Source organism: Pantoea sp. KPR_PJ (assembly GCF_041386365.1).
Taxonomy (GTDB): Bacteria; Pseudomonadota; Gammaproteobacteria; order Enterobacterales; family Enterobacteriaceae; genus Pantoea.
This window is the reverse complement of the sequence record NZ_JABMIK010000008.1, coordinates 126,906-151,652: the sequence shown is the minus strand read 5'-3', so window position 1 is coordinate 151,652 and position 24,747 is coordinate 126,906. Positions and strand designations below refer to the sequence as shown.

15 protein-coding genes are annotated in these 24,747 nt (G+C 59.1%); 4 read left to right on the top strand and 11 right to left on the bottom strand.

Features of this window, described 5'->3' with window-relative positions; genetic code table 11:
• Nucleotides 1-214 precede the first annotated feature (214 nt).
• Nucleotides 215-1,087 carry an alpha/beta hydrolase gene (locus HP564_RS16515; RefSeq protein ID WP_371244861.1) on the top strand — a complete coding sequence of 291 codons (873 nt, stop codon included), beginning with the start codon at nucleotides 215-217 and terminating at the stop codon, nucleotides 1,085-1,087.
• Between the two features lie 4 nt (nucleotides 1,088-1,091).
• Here the strand turns inward: HP564_RS16515 and HP564_RS16510 are convergent, their stop codons facing one another.
• The 8 genes from HP564_RS16510 to bcsR form a co-directional block, all read right to left on the bottom strand.
• The gene (locus HP564_RS16510) at nucleotides 1,092-2,582 is read right to left on the bottom strand and encodes a M16 family metallopeptidase (RefSeq protein WP_371244859.1); all 1,491 of its coding nucleotides are present in this window, start codon (nucleotides 2,580-2,582) and stop codon (nucleotides 1,092-1,094) included.
• A 240-nt stretch (nucleotides 2,583-2,822) separates the two neighbouring features.
• Entirely contained in the window at nucleotides 2,823-4,109 is a 1,287-nt protein-coding gene (locus HP564_RS16505) for a dicarboxylate/amino acid:cation symporter (RefSeq protein WP_371244857.1), read from the bottom strand.
• Nucleotides 4,110-4,322: 213 nt separating this feature from the next.
• On the bottom strand, nucleotides 4,323-6,338 hold the full coding sequence (gene hmsP, locus HP564_RS16500; RefSeq protein ID WP_371244854.1) for a biofilm formation regulator HmsP: 2,016 nt from the start codon (nucleotides 6,336-6,338) through the stop codon (nucleotides 4,323-4,325).
• Nucleotides 6,339-6,451: 113 nt separating this feature from the next.
• Nucleotides 6,452-9,916, bottom strand: a complete 3,465-nt coding sequence (bcsC, locus tag HP564_RS16495) for a cellulose synthase complex outer membrane protein BcsC (protein WP_371244852.1) — start codon at nucleotides 9,914-9,916, stop codon at nucleotides 6,452-6,454.
• Nucleotides 9,909-12,203: a cellulose biosynthesis cyclic di-GMP-binding regulatory protein BcsB gene (bcsB, locus tag HP564_RS16490; RefSeq protein WP_371244849.1), complete on the bottom strand. Its 2,295-nt coding sequence runs from the start codon at nucleotides 12,201-12,203 to the stop codon at nucleotides 9,909-9,911. The genes bcsC and bcsB overlap by 8 nt, the downstream gene beginning before the upstream one ends.
• A 4-nt stretch (nucleotides 12,204-12,207) precedes the next feature.
• Nucleotides 12,208-14,826, bottom strand: a complete 2,619-nt coding sequence (gene bcsA, locus HP564_RS16485; RefSeq protein WP_371244846.1) for a UDP-forming cellulose synthase catalytic subunit — start codon at nucleotides 14,824-14,826, stop codon at nucleotides 12,208-12,210.
• On the bottom strand, nucleotides 14,823-15,554 hold the full coding sequence (gene bcsQ / locus HP564_RS16480; protein WP_371244844.1) for a cellulose biosynthesis protein BcsQ: 732 nt from the start codon (nucleotides 15,552-15,554) through the stop codon (nucleotides 14,823-14,825). The genes bcsA and bcsQ overlap by 4 nt, the downstream gene beginning before the upstream one ends.
• On the bottom strand, nucleotides 15,554-15,751 hold the full coding sequence (gene bcsR, locus HP564_RS16475) for a cellulose biosynthesis protein BcsR (protein ID WP_371244842.1): 198 nt from the start codon (nucleotides 15,749-15,751) through the stop codon (nucleotides 15,554-15,556). The genes bcsQ and bcsR overlap by 1 nt, the downstream gene beginning before the upstream one ends.
• Before the next feature lie 197 nt (nucleotides 15,752-15,948).
• Between bcsR and bcsE the strand changes: the two genes are divergently transcribed.
• Genes bcsE through bcsG form a run of 3 tightly spaced genes read left to right on the top strand, consistent with a single transcriptional unit; the run spans nucleotide 15,949 to nucleotide 19,342 of the window.
• On the top strand, nucleotides 15,949-17,490 hold the full coding sequence (gene bcsE, locus HP564_RS16470) for a cellulose biosynthesis protein BcsE (RefSeq protein ID WP_371244840.1): 1,542 nt from the start codon (nucleotides 15,949-15,951) through the stop codon (nucleotides 17,488-17,490).
• Entirely contained in the window at nucleotides 17,487-17,675 is a 189-nt protein-coding gene (gene bcsF, locus HP564_RS16465; RefSeq protein WP_371244838.1) for a cellulose biosynthesis protein BcsF, read from the top strand. Before bcsE ends, bcsF begins: the two co-directional genes overlap by 4 nt.
• The gene (bcsG, locus tag HP564_RS16460) at nucleotides 17,675-19,342 is read left to right on the top strand and encodes a cellulose biosynthesis protein BcsG (RefSeq protein ID WP_371244836.1); all 1,668 of its coding nucleotides are present in this window, start codon (nucleotides 17,675-17,677) and stop codon (nucleotides 19,340-19,342) included. The genes bcsF and bcsG overlap by 1 nt, the downstream gene beginning before the upstream one ends.
• Nucleotides 19,343-19,476: 134 nt before the next feature.
• Here the strand turns inward: bcsG and HP564_RS16455 are convergent, their stop codons facing one another.
• From HP564_RS16455 to HP564_RS16445, 3 genes are read right to left on the bottom strand one after another with little or no spacing between them, the layout of a single operon-like run.
• The gene (locus HP564_RS16455) at nucleotides 19,477-20,481 is read right to left on the bottom strand and encodes a glycosyl hydrolase family 8 (protein WP_371244834.1); all 1,005 of its coding nucleotides are present in this window, start codon (nucleotides 20,479-20,481) and stop codon (nucleotides 19,477-19,479) included.
• A 12-nt stretch (nucleotides 20,482-20,493) separates the two neighbouring features.
• On the bottom strand, nucleotides 20,494-20,937 hold the full coding sequence (bcsD, locus tag HP564_RS16450; RefSeq protein ID WP_371244832.1) for a cellulose biosynthesis protein BcsD: 444 nt from the start codon (nucleotides 20,935-20,937) through the stop codon (nucleotides 20,494-20,496).
• Nucleotides 20,934-24,746 (bottom strand): cellulose synthase subunit BcsC-related outer membrane protein, encoded by a 3,813-nt coding sequence (locus HP564_RS16445; protein WP_371244831.1) that lies wholly within the window; start codon nucleotides 24,744-24,746, stop codon nucleotides 20,934-20,936. The genes bcsD and HP564_RS16445 overlap by 4 nt, the downstream gene beginning before the upstream one ends.
• Nucleotide 24,747: the final 1 nt, after the last annotated feature.

Here is a 24,747-nt window from a genome sequence, read left to right as displayed (position 1 = left end):
CTGGTACGGTTTTTTTCGCCGTCAGCAGAGCCTGTTTTTGTGCGCAAACCCTGTCAGCGCCGTCACGCCAGGCATAGTCTGAATCCTTCTCAGCAGACGGTTTTCGGATGGACGACCGCCTGAAAAAAGACCATCTTTTCCTCAATAACAGCAGGACGCTGTTTATCCGGCCGCGAAAAAACAACGACAATACCCCTCGCATCAGGACCGTTTTATGCACACAGAAATTATCAATATCTGGCCAAATGGTGACGCGCCAGGCGCCAGCGATTCGCGCGCGCAGCCGCAGATTGTTGATCTGGCTAAAGAGTATGAACCTTACGACCGCGCAGCCACTGGCGTGCGCTGCCCGGAAATTGCGCTCTGGTATCCTGAAGAGTCCAACGGCATTACGCTGCTGGTCGCGCCGGGCGGTGGCTATCAGCGCGTGCTGATTGATCGTGAAGGCAGCGCGCTGGCCACCTTCTTTACCGCCATGGGCTACACGCTGGCGGTGATGACCTATCGCCTGCCCTACGACGGCCATCATGAAGGCGCAGATGCGCCACTGGCCGATGCACAGCGTGCGGTGCGCGTACTGCGCGAGCGCGCCCAGCGCGGGCTAAATGGCAAATATATTGTGATGACAGGCTTTTCAGCAGGCGGGCACGTTGCGGCCAGCCTGGGCACACGCTTTGCCGAAAAGATCTATCCGGTGCAGGATCGCACCGATGCCATGTCACCGCGTCCCGACGCGATGGTGCTGCTCTATCCGCTCATCAGCATGCGCGACGGCATCACCCACGAGAGTTCGCGCACGCGCCTGCTGGGCGCCTGGCCCGATCAGAAAACCATGGATGCCTATTCGCTGGAGACGCGCGTCCACGCACAGACGCCGCCCACGCTGCTGATCCACGCGGCGGATGATGAAACGGTTTCGGTAAATAACAGCATGGCGTTCTTTAGCGCGCTGCGCGAACACAAGGTGCCCGCCGAACTGCACTTTTACCAGAAAGGCGGCCACGGATTTGGTATCCGTGGCGTAGCGGATCTGCCCCTTGCCAGCTGGCCGATGCTGGTGACCGAATGGCTCAGGGCAAAAACCTGACGGGTCAGGAAGAAGGCGGCAGGCTGTCGCTGGAGCTGCTCTCCTGCGGGGCGGCATCGCTGGCTGCCGTTGCAGGCGGAGCCATCATCTTATCCCAGATCGCCTGAAGGCTCTTCACGTTGGTTTCTGCTTCGCCTTCCGGCTGCATCAACACCATCGTGAGCTCCTGCGTTAGCTGCTGACGCAGCTCCTGATTCAGCTGCTCACGCGTCAGGCTACCCAGAAAGGCCTGGCGCAGCTTCTGGTACTGTTCAGGCGCAATATCAACCACCGCGTTCTGCTGCGAACGGAGACGCTGGCTCATCAGTACGTCAGTATCGGTGCGCGCATAGGTTGCGAAGAGTTTATTCAGCTCCAGCAGCTTCTGCGCCATTAGCGCGTCAAACTCCTCCTGCGGCAAGCCCTTGTCACGCACGTTCGCCAGTTCACGCGCCACCATGTTCAGGCCTGGCTCAAGCGAGTCGTTGCGCGCATCAAGATTAACTGAGCACTGGGCGCGCTGGTAAAGCACACGGCAGTCAAAACCCACCTGGAGGTTCTGCGCTTTACTGTCACCCAGCGTGCGCTGCAGATGCCAGAACAGCGCCTCACGCGCCAGATCGCTCTGCCAGTACCGCTGCAGATTTTGCGAATCGCGGATGGGCTGCCAGGCTGTATCCCACACCAGCGCCAGCCGATCCCGGCTCATTGCGCCGTTGACCAGGTTAACGGGCTGATGCGGCAGCGGCGAGAGCGTCGGCAGCGGTGCAGGACTGCTGCGCTTGCCCGACAGCGAAGAGAAGGCTTTATTGATCTGCTCCGCCAGGCTGCGGCTTTCCACGTTGCCGACCACGTAGAGCGTCATGGCATCGGGCGTATACCATTGCTGATAAAAGTCATTCAGCGCCGCGAGATCGACCGGTGTACGCGGCTGTTCAGCCGGATCGTGCGCCAGCAAGGCAGAACCTTTCAGACGGTAGCGCCACCAGACATCCTGCGTTGTGGCAGGCCAGGTGGCGGTGGGATCGGAAGCCGTCAGCGCCGTGCTGACCACCTGTTCGTTAATTGACATCTTACCTGCCGTTGCGGCCAGCCAGTTTAGCGCTTCTTTCAGCAGCTCTGGGCGGTTGTTAGGCAGGCTAAGGTTGTACTGGGTATAGTCGTAAGAGACGATGGCGGGCGGCAGCGGACGCTGCGGGTCAATCGCCTGCTGCCACAGCGCTCGCTGCTGGTTAGTATCTAGCGCGGCGTTATGTACCATCGCCAGACGCGGCAGAAGATGACTAAACCCGCTCTGCTGGGTGGTTTCTACCAGCGAGCCCGTATTTACCACCATGCGCAGTTCAATGCGGTCGCTGGGGCGCTGCGGCGTCGTCAGCAGCTGCCAGCTTAGTCCGTTATCGAGTTTCCCTTCTTGCCAGGCGGGATCAGGCTGTAGCGTTTCTGCATACACGCCAAAACTGGCGGCTACCCAGGCCAAACCGCCAACCAAAAGCCGAATTCTGGTGCCCTGCATGTGAACCTCTAATCAAAAAGTCGTAATCACCGGCAGATTTCGCCGTTGTCATACGCGGTGAATTTTTTCGTTTTAGCCGCGTCGTTTTTCGACAACAGAGTCTTTGACCACGGGAAGGCCAGGATGTCGCGCAACGAAGTGAAAAACCATGAAAAAAATAAGTGGGCTTTATTATGCAAATGCCCGCTGTCAGGGCAAGTGACAGCGGGCATTTGTGAGGATTTAACTGTAAAGCAGTATTTAAACGGAAGTTTCCGGCAGTTTTTTCGCCTTTACGTCACCTGAAAGGGTCGCTTTCATCTGGCGTTCATCCAGCTGGCCTACCCATTTCGCCACCACCACTGTCGCCACGCCGTTACCAACAAGGTTGGTCAGCGCACGCGCCTCTGACATGAAGCGGTCGATCCCCAGAATCAGTGCCAGACCCGCCACCGGCAGATGGCCTACCGCTGAGAGCGTGGCCGCCAGCACGATAAAGCCGCTGCCGGTCACCCCCGCTGCCCCTTTTGAAGAGAGCAGCAGCACCACCAGCAGGGTAATCTGATGGAAAACGTCCATGTGGGCATTGGTGGCCTGCGCGATAAAGACCGCCGCCATGGTCAGATAGATAGAGGTACCGTCCAGGTTAAACGAGTAGCCGGTAGGAATAACCAGACCCACCACGGATTTCTTGCAGCCCAGTCTCTCCATCTTATCCAGCATACGCGGCAGGGCAGATTCAGAGGATGAAGTGCCAAGAACGATGAGCAGCTCCTCTTTGATGTAGGCGATAAAGCGGAAAATGTTGAATCCGGCTACGCGTGCGATAAGCCCCAGCACAATCACCACAAACAGCACGCAGGTAATGTAGAAGCAGGCAATCAGCTGTCCAAGCTGCACCAGCGAGCCGACGCCATATTTACCAATGGTGAAGGCCATGGCGCCGAAAGCCCCAACAGGTGCCAGACGCATGATCATGTTAATGATGCCGAAAATGACCTTCGAGAAGCTCTCGATCACATTGAAAATCACCGTACCGGCGCTGCCAAGACGATGCAGGGCAAAGCCGAACAGGATGGCGAACAGCAGTACCTGCAGAATATTACCGCTGGCAAACGCGCCGATCACGCTGCCGGGGATCACGTCGAGCAGGAAGGCAATCACGCCCTGCTGTTCCGCCTGTTGGGCATAGACCGCGACCGCTTTCGCATCCAGCGTGGCGGGATCGACGTTCATTCCTGCACCGGGTTGCAGTACGTTAACCACCACCAGGCCAATGATCAGCGCGATGGTACTGACGATTTCAAAATAGAGCAGCGCGACCGCACCGGTGCGCCCCACTGCTTTCATGCTCTCCATGCCGGCAATCCCGGTCACGACCGTACAGAAAATCACGGGCGCGATGATCATCTTGATCAGTTTGACGAAGCCATCCCCTAGCGGCTTCATTTGCGTGCCGAGCTCAGGGTAGAAATGGCCTAACAGGACGCCGACGCCGATGGCTAACAGCACCTGGAAATAGAGGCTTTTAAAGAGTGAGGTTTTCATAACAGGTGTCCACTACAACAGGGTTGTGAGGTTGTCGTTTTTAATATTTCTGCCAGCGCAGCGGGGGCGCTGCTGCTGGTTGGCAAAAAATAACACCCTGTTAACGGGATTAATACAGGCTCACAAAGGCTAAGGTATTCTGACCAACGCAACTATGAACTGAAACGCTTCAGCCCCGGCTTTTGTAACTAAAAAACGCAGGAAATCAAAGAATCAGAGGCTTTCTTCATCAGATGCGAGTTCAGGAAGCCAGGTTTGAGTAAAACGTTCCAGCGGCAGCGCCTCGGCATAAAGGTAGCCCTGTCCGATATGAATACCGCGTGCCAGCAGCCAGTCGCGCTGCTCCGGCGTCTCTACTCCTTCGGCGATCACGTCAAGATCGATAATCTCGGCAATGGCCGCCACGATGCGCACCATAGTGTCGTCATCTGGCAGAGCGGCAACGAAGCTGCGGTCCATCTTCAGCTTGTTTACCGGCAGCGCTTTAAACTGGTGCAGATAGTTGAGATTAGAGTAGCCCATGCCGAAATCGTCCAGCGCGACCGCCACGCCCGCAGACTGAAGCGAGCGCAGCAGCGCCATCGCACTCTCAGCGTCACCGATTTGCGCCGTTTCGGTAATTTCCAGTACAAAGCTGCCGCGCGCAATATGGTGACGCTCCAGCAGCCCCTGCAAATGGCTGACCATGCTGGCGTCACGCAGCTGTACTGCAGAGATATTGACGCTCAGCGGGATAGTAATACCTCGCTTCTGCCAGCCTGCAAGAATGCGGCACGCCTCTTCAAATACCCAGCGCCCGATAGCGGCAATGACGCCAAGCTCTTCCGCGCTGGCGATAAACTCTTCCGTCAGGCCATAGCTGCCGTCTGGCAGGCGCATACGCAGCAGCGCTTCCGCGCCGGCCAGCTCGCCGGTTTGCATATCGATCTGCGGCTGCAGATAGAGCCGGAATTGCTCATCCTGCAATCCCTGAAGAATGTCATGCTCCTGCGTCAGGCGTTTCTGCGCACGCTCGGTCAGCGCCGCGTCAAAAAACAGAATCTGATTTTTACCTGAGTGACGTGCCGACATCATGGCTGAGGTGGCGCGATCGAGCTGCTCACTGGCAGAGAGATGCTCTTCATTATTTAGCGCAAGACCTATGCTGGCGTTGGGGCGCAGCTGAAGCTGCTGCAGCGTTACCGGCTGGTTAAGACGTATCATCAGGTTGCGCGCAAGACGCATCGCACGAAACGGTGTACTGGCACGCTTCATCAGCAGCGCAAAGTCACTCACGCCGGTCTGCGCCAGCAGCGTATGCTCATCAACGGTGCTGCGAATTTTCTCCACCAGGGTCAGCATCAAAATGTCGCGCTGCTCGTCGCTCAATACGCCATTCGCTTCCTGGAGGGTTTCAATACGGATCACCATCAGGCCAAAGCCTTTGCTGTGGCTGCGAAGATGCTGCTCCAGCAGCGCCAGGAACAGCGCGCGGTTAGGCAAATCGGTCACGGCATGGTGCGTGGTCAGGCGGCTCATCTCATCGTGAACCGATTCCAGCACCTGCTGATTACGGTTATAGCTGCGGATCAGCATGCCGATTTCATCATCGCGATGGCGCGCGGGCAGCGCCAGCTTGTGCGTCAGAATCGCCTGCGGCGGCAGCTCCTGAAGTTCACGTGAGATATTGCGCAGCGGATGCACCACCAGCCGGTTGATGCACCAGCTGATGGCAATTGACAGGATCAGCGCCAGCAGCAGATAGGTGGTGATCATGGTAGAAACGGTGCTGAGGATAAACTGATAAACGCGCGTTGAGTTGGCCTGGAGCACCAGATAGGCGAGCGGCTTAGGCGAGCCGCTGCTCTCCACCGAATAGAGCGGCAGCGTGATCTGCACCGGCAGTTCAAACACGCGGGCAATCAGGCGCGGAACAGGCTTTTCATTTTCAAAACTGGCATGCAGCGCCTGAAAAGCGTTAGGCAGCACCACGTCAGCGCGCGACAGCACGCCAGCGGGCTTCAGGGTTTGCAGAATACGCTCGGCCTGGGCGATATCGGCTTTGAGTACGGCCTCAGAAAGCGGCTGGCGCACGGTATGTGCGATATTTTCCATCTGCTGGGCGTAGTCAATCCTGCGCTGCTGCACAAAATGAAACAGTTGAATGACGATAAAGACAGAGACCGTAATCAGCGCCACAGCTGATACCGTCGCCATTTGCTTTATCGTAAGCGAACGACTTACGCGCAAAATCTTCTCCAGACTTAAAAAGCAGAGCTATCAGACAGGGCAATGCGCAGCAAGTATATCCTGGAACTCGCTTTTTTTACTGCCTGCTGGAGTCTGAGTTTTACGCGGTCTGCTTATTTAAAATCCGCATAGGGAACCAGCGGCTGCGGCGGCATATCCAGATCGCCATCCCAGCCTGCGGCAGAATAGCGTATATAGAGCAGTCCATGGCTGGGGGTGTAGTCCTTCGCCTGCTGGATATCCATGCCCGCGCCGATAAACCAGTGCGGCGTAATGCGGCGCTCAACCACCGCCTGTAAAGTGTAACCCACGCCACCACCGCTGCTGCTGTCGGAAGCACGATTGCTGGCCAGGGCAAAGCCAGGGTTAACCGGATAGCGCTGCTGTGCACGGGTTTTCGAATGTGACCAGGAGACCGAGCCGCCCAGATCGAATGACCAGTTGTCAGTGCGCTGGCGGTAGGTCACCGGTACGGAGAACGACAGGTACTGCTGCGGGCTGTAGTAGCCGCCCTGGCCAAAGGTGTAATCACTGAGATCCTTCTGATAGTGCCACAGCATAGAGTTAAGCCCAACGGTGGCACGGCGATTATCGCTGTTAATCAGCTTATAGTAATAGCCTGCCATCAGGCGCTCGCGGCTGTTGTCTGCCACGTTCTTACCGGTAAGTTGATGCGCGCTGATATCAGCCCAGACACCGTGCGCCCCGCCGCGGTCGAAGCTCAGCCCGATACTGCCGCCGGTGGCCACCACGCCGCCCCAGCTTTTCCCGCCGTTGGTCGCCGGATCGCGCGCGCCTGCATAAGCCAGCAGCGAACTGGAAATAGGCCGCCGCGAGGCGGTCAGCGTGACGCCCACCTGCTGGACGTCCGTTTCCCAGCTCAGTCCGCCCACCCAGTTAGTGACGTCAAAGCCGAGCGGCGTTGTGCCGAGATCCGCTGACCAGACGTCGTTGTGCCAGCCCACGCCCAGCGCAGTCCCTTCGTCACGCTGGTTAGCGTCGCGACTACACCCGCCAGCGTTAGCGTCATTACAGCTGCCAAACTGCTCGCTGAAGCTGCCGTTACTGGTGGAGAAGGTGCCTGCTGAGACCTCAACGCGATCGAGGCGCACAAAGCCGCGTCCGTCGGCAAGCGGCGTATCTGCCTGTAACATCGTGGTATGAGCAGTAAAATCGGAAATGCCGCCGGTGCCCTTGTTACGCGAGTAGTCCTGTTCCAGCATCAGCGTGGTGTCCTGCTGGCGATAGAGATCGGCGGTATCGCTGCGGATGCTGCGTTTTAGCCAGTCGTCCTGCGCATTATTGCGCGTTAACCGGCTCAGATTATCACTGCCGCCAATGCCGCTGGCGATCATCGCCTGCTGGTAGTCCGCCAGCGCGGCGCTGGGCTGCTGCTGTGCGCGTTCAAGCCGCGCTGCATCGCGAAACACCAGCGCTTTATCCTGCGACGGCGGCTGCACGGCCGCGCGCTGCCTGAGACCCGCAAACAGCGCGGCGGCCTGGGTCGTCTCGCCAACCGACTGCCACGCCAGCGCCACGCGGCGATCGGCATTCAGGCTGGCCGGTGAAGGCGGTAAGGTTTTCAGCGCCTGGCGAGCCTCACCGTTACGCTTCAGCGCCACCAGCGCCTCAATACGTCCCAGCGCCGCGTCCCCATTGCGGCTCTCCCGCTCAAGCACCTGCTGATAGGCATTCAGCGCCTGCGAGGCATCGCCACGCGCCAGCGCCCAGTCCGCCAGCGTCAGATCGCGACGAACAGATGCGGGCTGCTGGCGCAGCAGGGCAATGGCCGCGCGCTCCTGCCCTGCCGCCCGCAGCGCCTCCGCGCGTGCAAACAGCTTATCCTGCTCCAGGCGTGCGGACAGCTCACGCATGTTGCTGCTCCACTGCGCCTCAGGCAGCCGGTGCAGCGCGGCCAGCGCCGCGTCGTCGTCGTCCTGACCCGAAAGATAGAGCGCCGAGGCATACAGCGCGGTGGCATCCTGTGGGTGCTGTTGCAGCAGCGCGGCTATCACCGCATCAGCCTGCTGCGGCGCACCGCCGTTGCGCAGCGCACCCGCCAGCCGATAACTGAGCCAGACATCCTCTGGCGAGAGCGCCTGCGCCTGACGATATTTATCCGCGGCGGCGGTCCAGCGCCCCTGCTGGGCCAGCGCATCCGCCTCGGCGCGCAGACTGTCACTGCGCAGGGCGCGCAGCGTCTCCGCCAGTTCGCGCTGCTGAGAGGCGGGCAAGGTGTTAATAAACTGCATGGCGCGTGCGGGTGACTCTGCCTGATAGAGTGTTGCCAGACGACGAATCGCGGTGGTATTGCTGCCGTCAAGCTGTCGGGCGCGCAGCCAGAGCTGTTCGGCACGTGGTGCATTACCGTGCGCCATCGCCACATCGCCGAGGCCAATCAGTGCATAGCTGTCGGTATTGTCCAGCGTCTGCGCCTCGCGGTAGTGTTGCTCTGCACCCTCGAGGTCATGCTGCGCCAGCGCTTTATCTCCTTCGTCTATTGCCTGCCAGTAGCGGCTGGTTTGTAACAGCGACTGCCACTTGCCGAGCAGGATGCTCTGCTGGCCCGCCTGAATCGCACGCTGTAGCCAGAGAACAGCCGCGGCGCGATGACCTGCGCGCGCCTGCGCCTGACCCATCGCGCCCATTAAATCGGCATCATCAGGGTTGGCCTTCAGCGCCACATCCAGCGCCGCAATAGCGTTAGCACCGCCGCCGGCATCCACCAGCGCCAGCCCGCGCATACGCTTGCGGTAAGCGGGATCGGCGAGCAGCGTCTGCTGCTTCGCCAGGGCATCCAGTCCCTGTTTCTGCGCATCCCCTTCGGTAAAGACGCTGAGATAATCTTTCAGCTGCGCCACGCTGCTGTCGCTGACCGGCTGGCTGTTGATCTGTTGCAGCCAGAGTTGCGCCGCGGGGTCGCGTCCGGCACTGCTGTTCGCCAGCTGTTTTAGCTGTGCAATCGCCAGCGCGGGCTGCTCACGTTCAAACGCCATACGGGCGATTTGCAGCTCAACGCCAGTATTGCCGGGATAGCGCTGCTCCAGCGCCTGGAGCTGCTGATACGCTACGCCGTCCTGGCCCGGTATACGTGCCAGCAGCCGCCAGTACTCCAGCGCACTGTTGGCATCGGGAAAGACGCCGTTAAACAGCGCATCATAGGCGTTTTTTGCCTCCGCCAGCCGGCCCGAGGTGGCGAGCAGGCGCGCCTCCTGCAGCTTTTGCCGTCCGTCAGGGGAGGCCAGCGCCAGCCCGATGGCAGATTCACGCGCGGCCGCCGAATCGGGGGCCACCTTTTTCAGGCGCTCGAACAGCGTCTGCGCGGCCGCCGTGTCGCCCTGATGCAGCGCCAGACGCAGGCGCGCTGCGATAACCTGCGGATTATCGGGATCGATTTTTTCCAGCCGATAAAGCGACTGCTGCACCAGGTCATATTTGCTGGTGGATTCACCAGCGCGCACCTGCGTCAGCAACCACTCCACCGGGGAGACTTCCGGCCCGGGTGCAGCCAGCAGCGGCAGCGCGCCCAGCACGCTGCTCAGCAACAGGCCTGCGCGCAGTGCAACAGGCTTATTCATCTTCATCATCAAGCAGACGACGGCGGGTGATGATGCGCATCAGACGCCAGGTGATTAATGCAAACAGCACGACGACAATCACCGCACAGAGCGCCAGCCAGAACGGATGCGTTGCCAGCGTTGCCCATAGTCGCTCCCACCACGGCAGGTGGCCAACATAGTAGGTGTCGCCAACGCGCAGGCTGTTAACGCCTGACTCACGGATAATGGCCGCAGAGCCAAAAATGGCGCTGCGCTTGCCGCTGTCGGTCAGGGCCTCATTCAGCAGTTGCCACGCGCGCGGCGTGCCGTCCGCCAGCAGCGCCACTACGCTGCGCTGATCGTTAAAAGGCGACTGGAAGCCAATCACCGTCGCCAGCGGGCCGCGGGAGCTAATGGTTGTGGTGCTCTCCACCGCGCGATCGCGGTCGTTAAGCTGTCGATCCTCGGAGGAAGCCTGACGTACCGGGGTATTTATCCAGCTGGCGGCGGCATCCACCAGCGCACCAATCCGACGATCATCCTGGAGATCTTTTGGAATGTTGCCGATCATCAGCAGATCGGCATCCTGCGACTTCGCCTTGCTCCAGTCATCGCTAAATTGCACGCTCAGCGCCGGGTAGCCGGTTTGTGCGCCGATGTTGCCCAGTGCATTCAGCAGGGTACTGACCTGCTGCGCGTTCGGCTTCGACTGCACCAGCACCAGCGTTTGAGCCAGATCCGCATAGCGACTGAACGGGAAGCCCGCACCAGACCAGGCGCGCAGTGAAGGCATCTCGATATAGTGACGGTAGCCGGAAAAATCGACGCTGGAGCTTTCGTCCACGACCACATGATGGCTGACCGGCGTCACGGTTTCGCAGCGTCCGTCTGACGTGCCGCCTATAAAGGTATTGGCATAGTCGAAGTCAAAACGCAGCTGGTTCACCACGCCCAGGCGCAGCGCCGGGATGGTGAGCTGACGGCTGTTATCCTGCAAGCCCTGGATCAGCGGAATATGCAGCAGCTGCTGACCGACGGTGTTCTTCGGCGGTAGCGGATAGTCCTGGATAAACTGATTATTGAGATTTACCGCCAGCCGCGAGCCATCCTGCTGAAACGGCGCGGTGTAGCGGTAGCTCACATCCATATCAATACCGCGCGCGCGCACCATGAAAAGATCGGGCGGCAGATTCAGCGTCAGGCTCACCGGATTCGGCTGCAGGCCGTCAGACTGTAGCTGATTCTCATACTGCGTCAGTTCAGCAAAGGTGGTACGGCGATCGGTACGCACCCAGTTTGGCGCATCGTAGGCCTGCCGCGGCGCACCCGATTTAACGCTGTCGATGGTTGAGGTATCGCCACGCAGCAGCAGCTCACCCTGCGCAATCCCCTGCACCGCCGTCAGCAAATCTTCGTCATTGCGTCCCAGCACCAGCAGCATTTTTTCATAAGGGTTATCGGGCTGACTGACTATTTCCACCGTTGGCTTATTCACCGGCGGCAGGTCTTTCAGAAAGTCTGGGCGCGCGTCGTTAGTGGCAAACACAATGGCGTGCTGCTGCTCCGGTAGCGCGTTATACAGTACCGGGAAATTCTGGCCGCGCCAGGCCGCTTTGCTGCCAAACCAGGAGGCGAGCATCCCGGCGGCACGCTGTTGCGTGACATCCGGCTGGGCGGCAAAGACCATCGGCAGCGTGAGCGGACGCTTGTCACGCTCGTCGAAAAACGGCTCGGGGAAATGCGACAGATCATTTTTCAGCGGTAGTTTTTGCAGCGTCAGGTCGATACCGCTCTCTTTGCCAATATCGAGCCAGATAGTGCTGTTGGCTGGATTCTCACACAGGTTCGCGTAGTGCCCTACCAGCTCAAAACGCACGCGGTTAAAGTCGGTAATAAAGCGCGGATCGATCGTCAGCTGCGTCTGGGTCTCTTTACCTAACTGCTCTGGCGTAACGGTAATCAGTCCGACCAGCTCATCGTTGAGATAGACCTTAAGCTGCGACAGCGTCGGCAGCAGCGCGGGCGACGGACGGAAGCTGAGATTAAGCAGCGCACGCGTCACCACTTCATCACTGCGTACGCCAAACTCAATCTGGCCAGTTGGCTGCGTGCCGCGCAGCGTCATGCTACCCGGCGGCGGCGCAAGCCGGGTAAAGGCGAGCTGGCTGTTGCGCACTGGTGCGCCGGGAATCGGCGTCGCGGCCTGCAGCGGAGCCGTTTCGCCAGCAGTGACTGGCGCAGCCTGATCAGCGGCGGCGCTGCAGCTCAGCGTTACAGTGCCCAGCAGCAGGGCGGTAAACCAACCGTTCACTCTTCTTATCGTCATATCATCAACTCAATGCGTTTTTTGAAGCTGGCGTCCGTCCGATGCCCTGTGGCAACAGCGAGGCCAGCCAGCTCACCGCCGTGGTGAGCAGGTTAAACAGCCGACGTAACTGCGGCGGACCATACTCCGCCAGGCGCAGGTAACCTTTGAAACCAAGGATCATAATATCGGCGAGGCTCTGCACTGGCTTATCTTCCGGGAAACCGTCCTGCCACAGCGCCCAGGTATCGGCGCGGGCAAAAGTACACTGGATAAATTCGATATGCTGCTGAGTGGTCAGCTGATGCAGACGGATCCCGGCGCGCAGGCCAAATACGCGCTGCACGCGGCACGGAAAACTGAACTCCTGCTGACCACGACGTAACAGCAGCCAGACTTTTTCATCTTCATTCAGCGCATCCGGTTCGCGCATCTCTACGCCGACGCCGCCGTCAGAGTAGTCGCGCAGCGTGCAGGGCAACATATGGCCATTCTCACGTGCGATGGCGGCAGGCATAGCGATCTCTACGCGATGCGCCTCGCGGATCTGCCGCGCCTCAACGGAGACGGCTACCGCACCACCCAGGATAATCATGTTGTATATCACCCAAATCAGGCTGACCCACACCGTCAGCACTTCGTTGGCCGGACCATGATGCATACGCCAGAACGCCATTCCGACACCTGCCAGGTTAAGCAGCACCAGGAACATATAGGGCCTGGTGATAACCCAGTCGAGGTGATGCTCCTCAACCAGCCCGCCTTTTGCGGTGACGTTGAATTTCCCCTTGTGCGGGTTAAACAGCGCGACCGTGGTTGGCCGGGCGATATACCAGGCCAGTACGGTCTCATACACCTCGCTCCAGAAGGAGTGCCGCCAGCGTCCCTGAATACGGGAGTTAGTCAGGCTGGTATGCAGCATATGCGGCAGTACGTAGATAGCGATGGCCAGCGCGGGCGCATAGATGATGTAGGCGTGGCAGAGCAGAAACGCCAGCGGCGCCAGCAGGAAGATCAGGCGTGGAATGCCTGAAAGAAAGTGCAGCATGGCGTTGGCGTAGCAGAGGCGCTGCACCCACTTCAGCCCTTTGCCAAACAGGGGGTTGTCGAGACGAAAGATCTGTACCATGCCGCGCGCCCAGCGGATACGCTGGCCGATATGCGCCGACAGGCTTTCGGTTGCCAGCCCCGCCGCCTGCGGGATACGAATGTAGGCCGAGGCGTAGCCGCGCCGGTGCAGGCGCAGTGAGGTGTGGGCATCTTCAGTAACGGTTTCTACCGCAATCCCGCCAATTTCATCGAGCGCACTGCGGCGCAGCACGGCGCAGGAGCCGCAAAAGAAGGTGGCATCCCAGGTGTCATTGCCATCCTGCACCAGGCCATAGAAGAGCGAACCTTCGTTGGGGGTGCGGCGGAAGCGACCCAGGTTGCGCTCAAAGGGATCGGGCGAGAAGAAATGGTGCGGCGTTTGCAGCATCGCCAGTTTGGGATCTTTGATAAACCAGCCAATGGTCATCTGCAAAAAGGCACGCGTCGGCACGTGGTCGCAGTCAAAGATGGCGACGAAATCGCTGCGGCAGCGCGTTTTCAGCGCATGGTTGATGTTGCCCGCCTTTGCGTGCTCGTGCGTCGGGCGCACCACATAGTTAACGCCGACGCTGGCGGCAAACTCGCGAAACTCTTCACGACTGCCGTCATCCAGCAGATAGATATTCAGTCGGTCTTTTGGCCAGTCGATGCCCATCGCCGCATAAATGGTCGGCTTCACCACGCTAAGCGGCTCATTGTAGGTAGGCACCAGCAGATCAACACTTGGCCACTGTGCTAAATCCAGTCCTTCGGGCATGGAGACAGGCTGGCGGTTTAGCGGCCACAGCGTCTGGAAATAGCCCAGTACCAGCACCACCCAGGCGTAGGTTTCAGCCGCGATAAGCAGCAGACCAAACACCAGGCTGAGCGGATCGTCCCAGTTCAGCGTTGAGGTGTAGCGCCACCACAAATAGCGGCACGATACGGTGAGCGACAGAACAATCAGCATCATGGTTGGAAAGCGGCCCGGAATACGTCTGACCAGCATCGCCAGGCTCCAGAGCAGCACCACAAAGATAAACTGCGTCATCAGTCCAAACGGCTGGCTAATACAGAGCAGCGCCAGCACAGAGGCGAAGAGCGCGACGCCGGTAAAGATCAGGCGGCGCGCCAGCGGTGATAGCCGCTGTAGCCGCTGTTCTACGCGTACATCGACATGACCCGCCTGGACGCGCGAGGCAAGGTTATCGAGCCACTGGTAGCCTTGCTGACGCCAGCGAAACAGGGCCTGAAATCCTCTGAAGCGCTGGCGCTCGCTGCGGCCGCTCTCATCCAGCGGCAGCATCACGACCAGCCACAAAGTCTGAATCAGATAACGCACAATATCGAGTGGCCGCGGACGCTCCGGCGAAATATGCGGATAGAGTCGGCGACGATCCTGAATGATGCGCTGCCAGCCCGGCATTTCAAAACGCAGCAGCATCCAGCCCAGCGTACACCAGATCAGATTCAGGCCGCTGGCGAAGCGGGACGCGCCGTTGCCGTGCGCCGTCACATAGCGCTGATGCAGCGCCTGCCACACCGTGGTAGTCAACAGCCAGCGCAGCGGGTTCACGGGCGATCTCCGTTCAGGTGCAGCATCAGCCAGTTCGCCAGCGTGGTGATCTCTTCGCTGACCAGCGCGTGCGGTCGATACTCCCCTACCGGCTGCTTCATCATCAGCGCTTCCGCCAGCGCTTCATCACGGTGGATAAGCAGCGGAATAAGATTGTTCAGCGAGGCAATCCAGAGCTGATGGAGATCCTGTTGCAGCTGGCTGTTGGCATTAAACTGGTTAATAAGGAAGCGTGTGCAGGGCAAAAAACGCTGCTGTTGCAGGCGCAGATGGCAGTTTGCATCTGGCGTCAGCACGCACAGCAGGTTATCAATGTGCGCCATCAGCGCGTCATGCCAGGGCTGCAACTCTGCCGGAAGGTCAAAGATTATCCACTGATAGCGGCCCGTTAGATCCGGCAGGGCATCAAGCAGAGGGGCGGCGAGCGCGGCACTTTGCCGCAGCACAGTGAAGTGTTGCTGATGAGAAAGCTGGCCATGCGGCAGCAGATCAGGACCATGCGGATAACGCAGTGCGGCCGCTTGCCAGGCATCGCCGTCGCACAGCGCCTGCATCCACCCCTTTTCCGATCGGGTGGGCATATTAAAATGTGTACCAAGCTGGCTGGCCGGCGTGCCGTCAATCAGCAGTACGCTTTCGCCCAGCCTCGCCAGCGCCCACCCCAGCGCTGCGCTAAGCGACGTTGCACCGGTACCTCCACGCACGCCCTGAAGGGCAATAACGGGCATTAGCGCGTCCGTCCCGGCTGTTCAGTCGCCGTTTCCACCAGCAGCGGCCAGCGCGCGATGATCGCGGCCAGACGCTCTTCGCGGGCAATATCTGTATAGCGGAAAGCCCGTAAGGAAAAGGCATCGCGCAGGGCGCTAATATCATCCTGACGTTCCCCGTCGGACGCGACCAGAGTGTAAGCATTCTCTTTTTTCATTACTTTTCGCCACGGATAAAACAACGTCAGATAAAAGGCGGTGATATTTGTGCGGGTATTAAAGCGTTCCCATTCAATCGGCGCGATGATAGAACAATGTGAACCCGTCTGTCATAACGTATTTTTTAAATTTCGCAGGTTGCATCCTGCCCTGTCTATAATAAGCTAGCCTGGACTGAACAAATCGCGAATTCAACATGAAAAATTCCTTTGCGCTAGGGCTGTTACAGGTTCAGCCTGAATTAACGGCATTGCAAACCCCTGGCTGTTATTGGCTGACCTGCGCACGGCAGGAAGACGCCCGTGCCTTTATTCGTCAGGTAATTGCGCAGCAGCAGGCTGTAACGCTTATCAGCAACGCTGAAACCCCGCGCGAATTGCTGACGCCCGACCCCGTGGGCGGCCCAGACCGTATCCCCCTGTTTTCATTACCCAAAAACAAAAAAGGCCTGCTCCATCTCGACAGCGATTTTTCCCGTTCGCTCAGCAGTAAAAATGGGCTGGTGATTTTTAACAGCAGCGCGACACAGTGGGATAAACTCAGTCAGCCAGAGTTAACCGACTGGCTGAAGCGTATGCGGCGCTTGCTAAATAAAAAAGAGATGACGCTTTTAATCGTTACCTCTGGTGCCACAATAATTACCCTGCGAAATAATCTTCAGCGTTATTTTCGCCAGCTTGATGGACTGGCAGATTTAACATTTCAGCAGGACAGCTGGCAATACCGAATTAACTGGTGGTACGCCACGGATCGCTTACTTGCCGATCGCGCGATTCGCTTTGGCTGTGGCGACAGCGGCTTTTATACTTTAAATGAAAATGAAAATCATGAACCTCTCAGCCTTAACGATGAGCACGATTATCTTGCCGATAAAATAGTGCTGGAAGGCGCGCCTCCTCTTTCGCGGCAGTGGCATCTTTTTGAGGGCAATGCACAGGTTTATGCACGTGCCCAGCAGGCAAACTCAGCCACGGTCATTTTTAGCCTCTCTCGCAGCGATGAGATTGGCGAGCTGGCTAAAATGACGCACAGCCTGCGGCGTGGACGCGGCAACGGATTAAAAATTGTGGTACGTGAAACCGGCACTGCACTGCGTCATAACGATGAACGCCTGCTGATGGCCTGCGGAGCAAATACCGTTGTTCCGGCAGCAGCACCGATGTCGCGTTTGCTTACCATGCTGGAGGGCGTTCAGGGTCAGATGTTTAAGCGGCACGTGCCTGCCAGCCTGGATGCGCTGACCGCCGCGTTGCAGCCCCTGCAGCAAAAAGGCTATCTGCGTCTTGATGCCTTTTGTCAGGCGGTGGGCCAGTTGATCGGTAATACGCTGCTGCCCGAAAACGATAAAGGATTGCTGGTCGCGCTGCGCCCGGTGCCGCAGCTGAAACCGCAGCAGATTTTGACGTTGTGTAAGCCGCGTCGCTTTGGCGATCTGGTTACGGTACTGGACGATCGCATAATCCTGTTTCTCTCCTCCTGCCGCTATAACGATCTCAATAAGGCACTGAAATTTATCTTTTCACTACCGCATGACGAACTCTTTGCTAACCGGCTGGTCTGGTTTGAGGACACGCAAATTCTTTCAGAAATCAACAATATAAAAAATCTGACGCCGAATGCTCTTCAGGATGTGACGCTACCGCTTCAGCCAGTGCCCGCCGCTGCGGCACCGGCCGAAGTGCGCGAGCGTCAGTCACCCCAGCCTTTCTCCCTGTTGCCTGAGGGAAAAACGCCATGAATCTGATGGACTGGGTGCAAATTGCGCTTCTGATACTGGTTATTTTGCTGTTTTTAAAGCCGTTATATCGTCAGTGGCTGCCGCGCCGCTGGAACGGCATGTTGAATCGCCTGCTGCCCGCGCGCGCGCTGAAGTCTGAAGGTTACTGGCAGCGTCAATCCTCGAAAACGGATGCAAATCATTAATGAATAACGATCAACCGACTTCCGCCCACGCTTCCCGCCTGTGGTCTTACTGGCGCGGGCTGGGCGGCTGGAATTTCTACTTTTTGCTCAAGTTTGGCCTGCTGTGGTATGGCTATCTCAATTTTCATGCTCTGAGCAATCTGGTCTTTCTCGCCTGGCTACTTTTTCCGCTGCCCTCGCCGCGTTTGCACCGCCTGCGCAGCTGGCTCTCTGTCCCGGTGGGCTTTGCCCTGTTCTGGCATGATACCTGGCTGCCTGGCCCGGAGAGTATTCTCAGCCAGGGCAGCCAGGTGGCAGGTTTCTCCACGGCTTACCTGCTCGATCTGGTTGAGCGTTTTATTAACTGGCAGATGATTGGCGCAGCCTTTGTGCTGCTGGTGCTCTATCTGTTTGTGTCGCAGTGGATCCGCGTTACGGTGCTGGTGTCGCTGATGCTCATCTGGCTTAACGTGCTGACTATCGCGGGCCCCGCGCTGTCGCTGTTGCCGACTAAAGCCGCTACGCCGGAAGTGGTGCTGAACCAGACACCAGCCGCTGGTCAGACGCAGGCGGCCAGCGCACCCGAGGGGCTTGACCAGTCCGCGCCTCCCACCAGCGCTAACCTTACCGCCTGGCTGAATCGCTTTTACGCCAGCGAACGCCAGCGAGTCACGCATTTTCCCGACACGTTGCCCGCCGATTCACAGCCGTTCGATATTCTGGTGGTAAATATCTGCTCACTTGCCTGGGCCGATGTCGATGCCTCCCAGCTGCGCAGCCATCCGCTGTGGCAGCACTTTGATATTGTGCTGAACAACTACAACTCGGCGACCGGCTACAGCGGTCCGGCAGGTATTCGTCTGCTGCGCGCCAGCTGCGGGCAGACCTCGCACAGCGATCTCTATAAGCCCACTGATGCGCACTGCTATCTGTTTGATAACCTGGCAAAGCTTGGCTTTAAACAGCAGCTGATGATGGACCATACCGGCGTATTTGGTGACTATCTCAAGGAGCTGCGTGAAGATGGCAATATTCAGGCTCCACTGATGTCGCAGGCGGGGATTGCCCCGGAGCTGACCTCGTTTGACGGCTCGCCAGTGTTTAACGATGCACAGCTGATGCAGCGCTGGCTGGACGATCGCAGCAAGAGCAGCGATGCGCGCAGTGCGACCTTCTACAATCTGATCCCGCTGCACGACGGCACGCGCGAACTGGGCAGCACCAAAACCGCCCCGTGGAAGCCGCGCGCTCAGCTGCTGTTCGATCAGCTTGACGCCTTCCTGACTAACCTTGAGAAATCAGGCCGCCGCGTTATGGTGCTGGTCGTGCCGGAGCACGGCGCGGCCCTACAGGGCGATAAAATGCAGATGTCCGGCCTGCGCGATATTCCCAGCCCGAACATAACCCATGTGCCGGTCGGCATTAAATTTGTCGGAATGAAAGCGCCCTATCAGGGGCAGCCGCTGACCATTGATGCCCCAACCAGCCTGCTGGCAATCTCTGAGCTGGTTTCGCGCGTGGTGGATGGACAGGTGTTCAATGCGCCAAACGTGAATATGTCGGTGCTGGCGGACAAGCTACCACAGACGCCAGTGGTGTCAGAGAATGACAATGCGGTAGTGATGATGTATCAGGGCAAGCCCTGGATCCGCCTGAACGGCGGCGACTGGGTCGCTTATCCGCAGTAGATGGCGTTATTCCCGCACCGACAGGCTTAACCTGCTGCACAGCGCTGTAAACAGGTTAAGCCAGCCGGGCGTTCGCGCCCGCCGCCCGTTGCGCAGTCAAACGCTCAACATCCGCTGCGCAGCAGAGCTGCCCGTTAGCGTTTCTCCTGAAACGCCAGCCACACCAGTAGCTGCAAACTGGCAGAAAAATAATTCTGGTCCGGCGCGAGCCGATCGCTGATATAGCCCGTCTCATTCAGCGTCAGATCGCGGATCGCCAGCAGCCCGCCATCAAGGTTATACGGCGCAGGACTGTTGCCTAGCACATCAAACCAGGCGGGGGTTGTCAGGCGACCGTAACGCTGCCAGACGTTTTGAAACGGCACCAGACGCAGGCTCTGCGGGTCATACCACCAGACGTAAAGCGGCACGCGAATCGCGTCATAGCTAAAGCGGTTTGAATACCCCACCGCGGGTGCCACCGAGCCGTCAGCATTCAGCGCCACCCAGTCGAGCGGCAGGCCGGTTTTGCCGAAATGCATCTCGCCCAGCAGATCCATGCCGTCATTGATCAAAGCATTCCAGACTTTGAGATGACTGTGCGCGGCAAAATCGTGCCAGGCCTCAAAAATAAAATAGGAGGGGTTGAGCACGACATAGCTGCTCTTGTTGAATCCCTGCGCGCCAGGCAGCATCACCGTGCGATCGGCAAATGTCACCACGTTGTGCTTCACAATGGCGCGCTGAATACGATCCGATGCCTGCTGATAGCCTGGCGCTGACCACTTGCTGGCGGCGCGCTGAAGTGCCCAGGCGATCAGCACGTCGCCATCAGACGCGTTGTTCTTGTCCGCCACCGGATCGCTCGCCCCTGGCGTATAGCGCCAGTAAAAAAGATCGTTCTGCGTGTTGAGCAGATGCTGCCGCGTCCAGCTCCACAGCTGATCAAAGGTCACACGGTCGTCGTTTGCCACCGCCAGTAGCATGCCGTAGCCCTGCCCTTCGGTATGGCTGACATTGTTATTGGCATTATCGACAATGCGCCCTTCCGGAGTAAAAAAACGGCTTTTGAAGGTGCTCCAGCCGTCCGCCGACGCCTGCACGCTTACCATCATCACCATAAAAAACATCGTCCATCGTAGCCAGGCTGGCTTTATCATCTCGTCGCTCCGTTAATATCGATAATGCAGGGTATGACCGTCATTACGTTCCAGCACTACCGCCACGGCAGCGCCGCCGCCCTGGGCACGTAGCCAGCCGCTATACAGACCCGCCAGCACAGCCGCCAGCGCCCGTTGCCAGCTCTCTTTCTCCAGCATGCTGTCGCCTGCCGGAAGGGCATGATGCTTCAGTAAAATAGCCGCATCCTGCGGCTGTAGCTGCACAAAGCCCCAGTTAAAACGGGCCAGTTGCAGGTTACATTCACGCTCCAGATCCTGCACGGTACGCGCTTCAGGCAAAGGATAGCGCCCGGCAAGCGAATCGCCCATGCTGATGAGAAAAGCCTCGGCCTCCTCTTTACCCGCGTTGGCGATCATACCCTCTATCATCACGCTGACTAAATCGAACCAGCCAGGCTGATGCGTATGGCTGACTGTGCACGAAAGCTCACTCATTCGTTCTCTCCAAACAGGTAGCGGAAGTAGAGCCGCGCCGTACTTTCGTTGTAATCGCCAAAGGTGTCGTAACCGAGCTGGCCACCGATGGTCACATCTTTATTCACTTTGTAGTCCGCGCCGGCATGCAGGTTGTAGCCAATGCCATTTTTGCTGTCGCCGCTATAGTAAGCACTCTTCACCGCCCCGCTCGCCGCATAAGACTCAAGCTGTGCCTGCAGGGAAGGATCGTTCGGGAAATAGGCGCTTCGGTCCTGACTGTAGGACTGGTAGCCCACCGCGCCGCCAATCTTCACGCTCAGGTCACTAAACTTGCGCGTAAAATCAATCGGAAAAGAGACGGAGGCATAGTTTTGCGGGCTGAAGTAGCCGCCCTGGCCGTAGCTGAAATAGCTAAGGTTTTTTGAGAAATCCATCCACGACAGGCTCATGCCCGCCTTCAGCTCGCGATCGTCCGTGTGGAAGGGCCGCACATAGGCACCCGCCGTGGCGTTCAGGCTGTTATTGTTCGCGACGTTCTCGCCCTGGTAGCTGTAGGCACCGCCCCCCACGTAGAAACCGGCATCACCATTGTCGTAGCTCAACAGCGCATTGCCGCCGTTTTTGGTTACTCCACCCCAGCGTTTGCCGCTTGCTTTATCCTGCGCGCCGACATAAGAGAGCAGGCTGTCGTTCATCGCACGACGCTCGCCGGTGAGAATAAGCGTCAGGAAATCGGTCAGCTTTGGCGACCACTGCACACCGCCTACCAGCGTACTGAGATCCTGGCCCAGCGGCGTACTGCCCAGGTCAATTTTGTAGCTTTCCCCTTTCAGCGCCAGATTTAACTCAACGCCCGAGGCCGTTTGCGAATCAGTAGAGGCGCTCGGGACATCGGTAACGTTGGCACCGCCCGCCGCAACTACCTTTGCCTGTTCCAGCGCGTTGCTGCCAAAGCGGCGCCACGCCTCTCCGGCTGCGCTGCCCGCCGTGAGGGAAAGCGGCGTCATCGTGAAGTCAAAACGCGCATCGCCAAAGGGGACGGTGGAGAAGGTCAGTGGCGCTTTGGCTTCCGTTAGCTTGCTGAGACCCGATTCGCCATCGCGCCCGCGTATCGCCACCTCGCCCTGTAGCCAGGTGCCGGTTTTTTCTTCCAGCCCCTCCATCATGCTCTCTATCTGACGCAGCGTGCGCGCCTGCTGAAGCGGCAACGTGTCACCGCTCGCCAGAGTGACGCCATCAGCACTGCTGCTGATGCCGGCCGGTGCACGCTGCCACGGCAGGATCGTGCCGTAGCGAGATGGCGAGCGCCCCACCGGTGAGGTATTGCGGTTGATAAACGGATTGTCAGTCAGCGCCAGGCCGCCGATGGTCGGCGTCTCGCCGTCCTGCACGCCCTGCAAACCGATAAGCTGACCGCGTGCGCCACGCAGATAGCTCAGCGCCTGAGCGCGATCGCCATTGGCATCGGCAACGCGCGCCATCAGCAGCAAGCGCTCCGGAGTGTGCTGTGCCTGCAGGCCGCGCGCGAGATCGTTGACGCGTTGCAGATTGTTCTGCGCCAGCGCCACGTTAATGGCGCCGACGCGTGCGTCCTGCGTGGCGGTATCCTGGGTCATCAGATAGTCGTAGACCACGCCCGCCTCTTTGTTCATCTTGCCGTCCTGGTAAAGACGGGCCATGGCAAACATCAGATCACGGTTTTGTGGATCGTGCTGCAATGCGCCAATCAGCTTGTCGTAAGCGGCGGCATACTGCTTCTGCTCGCGCAGTCGATCCACCTCGTTAATCACGTAGCCGTTGCGAATGCCTGCCAGCTGCGTCGGCGTGCTGCGCGCCTGCAAGGCGGGATCGCTGAGAAAGCGCTGCGCTTCGTTGCCCAGCCCGGCCTGATTCAGTACCGCGACCTGCGACGCATAATCGCCCGCGTTGCCCTGTACGCCACGCTGCATGTTACCGCGCACGATGGCCACGGCAGTGGTGACGTCGCCTGCGCGAAGCAGCTTCTGCGCCAGATTGCCCGCATCTACCGGATTGGCCGGTGGCGTCTGTGCCAGCGCCTTCAACGTATTGGCCGCCGCCGCGTTCGCGCCCTGCGACAGATACTGGTCGGCGGTCGCCATTTGCAGATTGAAATTAACGCGCTGTGCCAGCTCGCGCATATCGCGCGTCTGTGCACTGGCGGGAATACGCGCCAGCAGCGCACTGGCCTGCTGCCAGCCGTTACTTTCGCTGGCGTTGATGGCAGCGGCATAAAGCTCGCTGACACCCGCGCCGTTGCGCATGGAAGTCTCCATCACGCTGGCAGCCTGCAGCGTATCGCCCTGCGCGCGGTAGAGGCGCGCCAGGTCAAGCCGCAGCCAGCCGTCATGAGGATAGCGCTGAATACCCTGTTGCAGCGTCGCGATGGCCGCCTCGCGGTTGCCCGCCTGCTGCTCACGCTTCGCCTGCTGGCGCACCGGATCGCTGCTGCTGCCGCGCGGCGCGACGCTCTGACGCACGCTGTCAGGCAGCGAGGCAAGCAGCTGGCTGGCTTCACCGCTGCGATTTTGCTGACGCAGCACGTAGAACAGCCCCTCTTTCGCGCTGCGGTTATCCGCATCGCTTTGCAGAATGGCGCGGTACGCCTGCTCCGCCTCGCTGAACTGGCTGTTACGGCGCAGCACGTCAGCCCGGAACAACTTTGCGGCCGTCCCCTTTTCTCCCTCCGCCTGCGTCAGGGGTTCGCTGAGCGAGAGCGCCTGGGCGCTGTCACCGTTTTTCAGTGCCTGCTGCGCGGCTGCCAGCTGGGCATAGAAGCGCGCGTCACTGGCCTGTTGCTGCCGCTCGGCCCCCCGATCGCCGCCAAGCTGTGCCGCACGTTGCAGATAGTCTGCCGCCTCGCTGTAGTGGCCGCCGCGCTGCGCGACGTAACCCATGCCCGCCAGCGCATCAGCATCCTGCGGATTGGCACCCAGCACTTTTTCGAAACTGTTTTGTGCAGCAATGACGTCACCCCTGTTTAGCGCACTGAATCCCGCGCCCTTCTCTGCACCGCCAGCGTTTTTGCGGTAATACGCCATCACTGCAACATCCTGCGGATGGCGCTGCTGCCAGGTCTGATAAAAAGCAGCATCAGATGCCTGCGGGCTGAGCCACAGTAGTGCCTGACGCAGCGAACGGTCCGCCTCCTGACTGCCATCCGCCAGCGTACCGAGCAGCTCGATACCCTCACGACGCGTTGCGTCCTGATAGGTCAGGACTTTACCCAGCGCCAGCTTCGCGTGGGTATCCTGCGGATGTGAAGCCGTAAACTGCCGCAGCGCCTCGATTGCCTGGGGCAGCAGTGTGCGATCGCCCGCCATGGTCAGGTAGTATTCGGCCGCCACGCTGGCAGGCGGTGTGTTGCCGTTAAAGGTATTACGCCAGGTCTGCAATGATGCGGCGATGTTGCCGCTGCGAGCCTGCTGGCGCGCCAGCGACAGCTGCGCCTGTGGAATAGTCTGCAGCTGACGTGCGTTGTCCAGCTCGCTCAGGCGTGCATCCTGCGGCGAGGCATTACTCAGCTGTTGCCGATAGCGCGTCGCCTCTGCGTCATTGCCTCCCTGCTGCGAATAGAGTGCCAGCAGATAGAGAGCCTGAGCGTTGTTCGGCTCGACCATCAGCACTTTTTGCAGCGCGGATTTGGCTAAATCATCATGCGCCTTCTGATGCCAGTAGGCTGCCTGATCGAACAGCGCCTGTAGTGCAGGATTGGCGCTTTCCGCCGCCAGTAGCGGCCCAGAGAAGGTCAGCACGCCACCCAGCAGCAGCGTGCGACGGATACCGGTACTTAACCGTGTTCTTTTCATT

Excerpts from the sequence above, each read along its gene's own strand:
- HP564_RS16515 (WP_371244861.1), top strand. The coding sequence starts at position 215 with ATGCACACAGAAATTATCAATATCTGGCCAAATGGTGACGCGCCAGGC.
- HP564_RS16510 (WP_371244859.1), bottom strand. The coding sequence starts at position 2,582 with ATGCAGGGCACCAGAATTCGGCTTTTGGTTGGCGGTTTGGCCTGGGTA.
- HP564_RS16505 (WP_371244857.1), bottom strand. The coding sequence starts at position 4,109 with ATGAAAACCTCACTCTTTAAAAGCCTCTATTTCCAGGTGCTGTTAGCC.
- bcsC (WP_371244852.1), bottom strand. The coding sequence starts at position 9,916 with ATGAATAAGCCTGTTGCACTGCGCGCAGGCCTGTTGCTGAGCAGCGTG.
- bcsB (WP_371244849.1), bottom strand. The coding sequence starts at position 12,203 with ATGACGATAAGAAGAGTGAACGGTTGGTTTACCGCCCTGCTGCTGGGC.
- bcsQ (WP_371244844.1), bottom strand. The coding sequence starts at position 15,554 with ATGCCCGTTATTGCCCTTCAGGGCGTGCGTGGAGGTACCGGTGCAACG.
- bcsR (WP_371244842.1), bottom strand. The coding sequence starts at position 15,751 with ATGAAAAAAGAGAATGCTTACACTCTGGTCGCGTCCGACGGGGAACGT.
- bcsE (WP_371244840.1), top strand. The coding sequence starts at position 15,949 with ATGAAAAATTCCTTTGCGCTAGGGCTGTTACAGGTTCAGCCTGAATTA.
- bcsF (WP_371244838.1), top strand. The coding sequence starts at position 17,487 with ATGAATCTGATGGACTGGGTGCAAATTGCGCTTCTGATACTGGTTATT.
- bcsG (WP_371244836.1), top strand. The coding sequence starts at position 17,675 with ATGAATAACGATCAACCGACTTCCGCCCACGCTTCCCGCCTGTGGTCT.
- HP564_RS16455 (WP_371244834.1), bottom strand. The coding sequence starts at position 20,481 with ATGATAAAGCCAGCCTGGCTACGATGGACGATGTTTTTTATGGTGATG.
- bcsD (WP_371244832.1), bottom strand. The coding sequence starts at position 20,937 with ATGAGTGAGCTTTCGTGCACAGTCAGCCATACGCATCAGCCTGGCTGG.
- HP564_RS16445 (WP_371244831.1), bottom strand. The coding sequence starts at position 24,746 with ATGAAAAGAACACGGTTAAGTACCGGTATCCGTCGCACGCTGCTGCTG.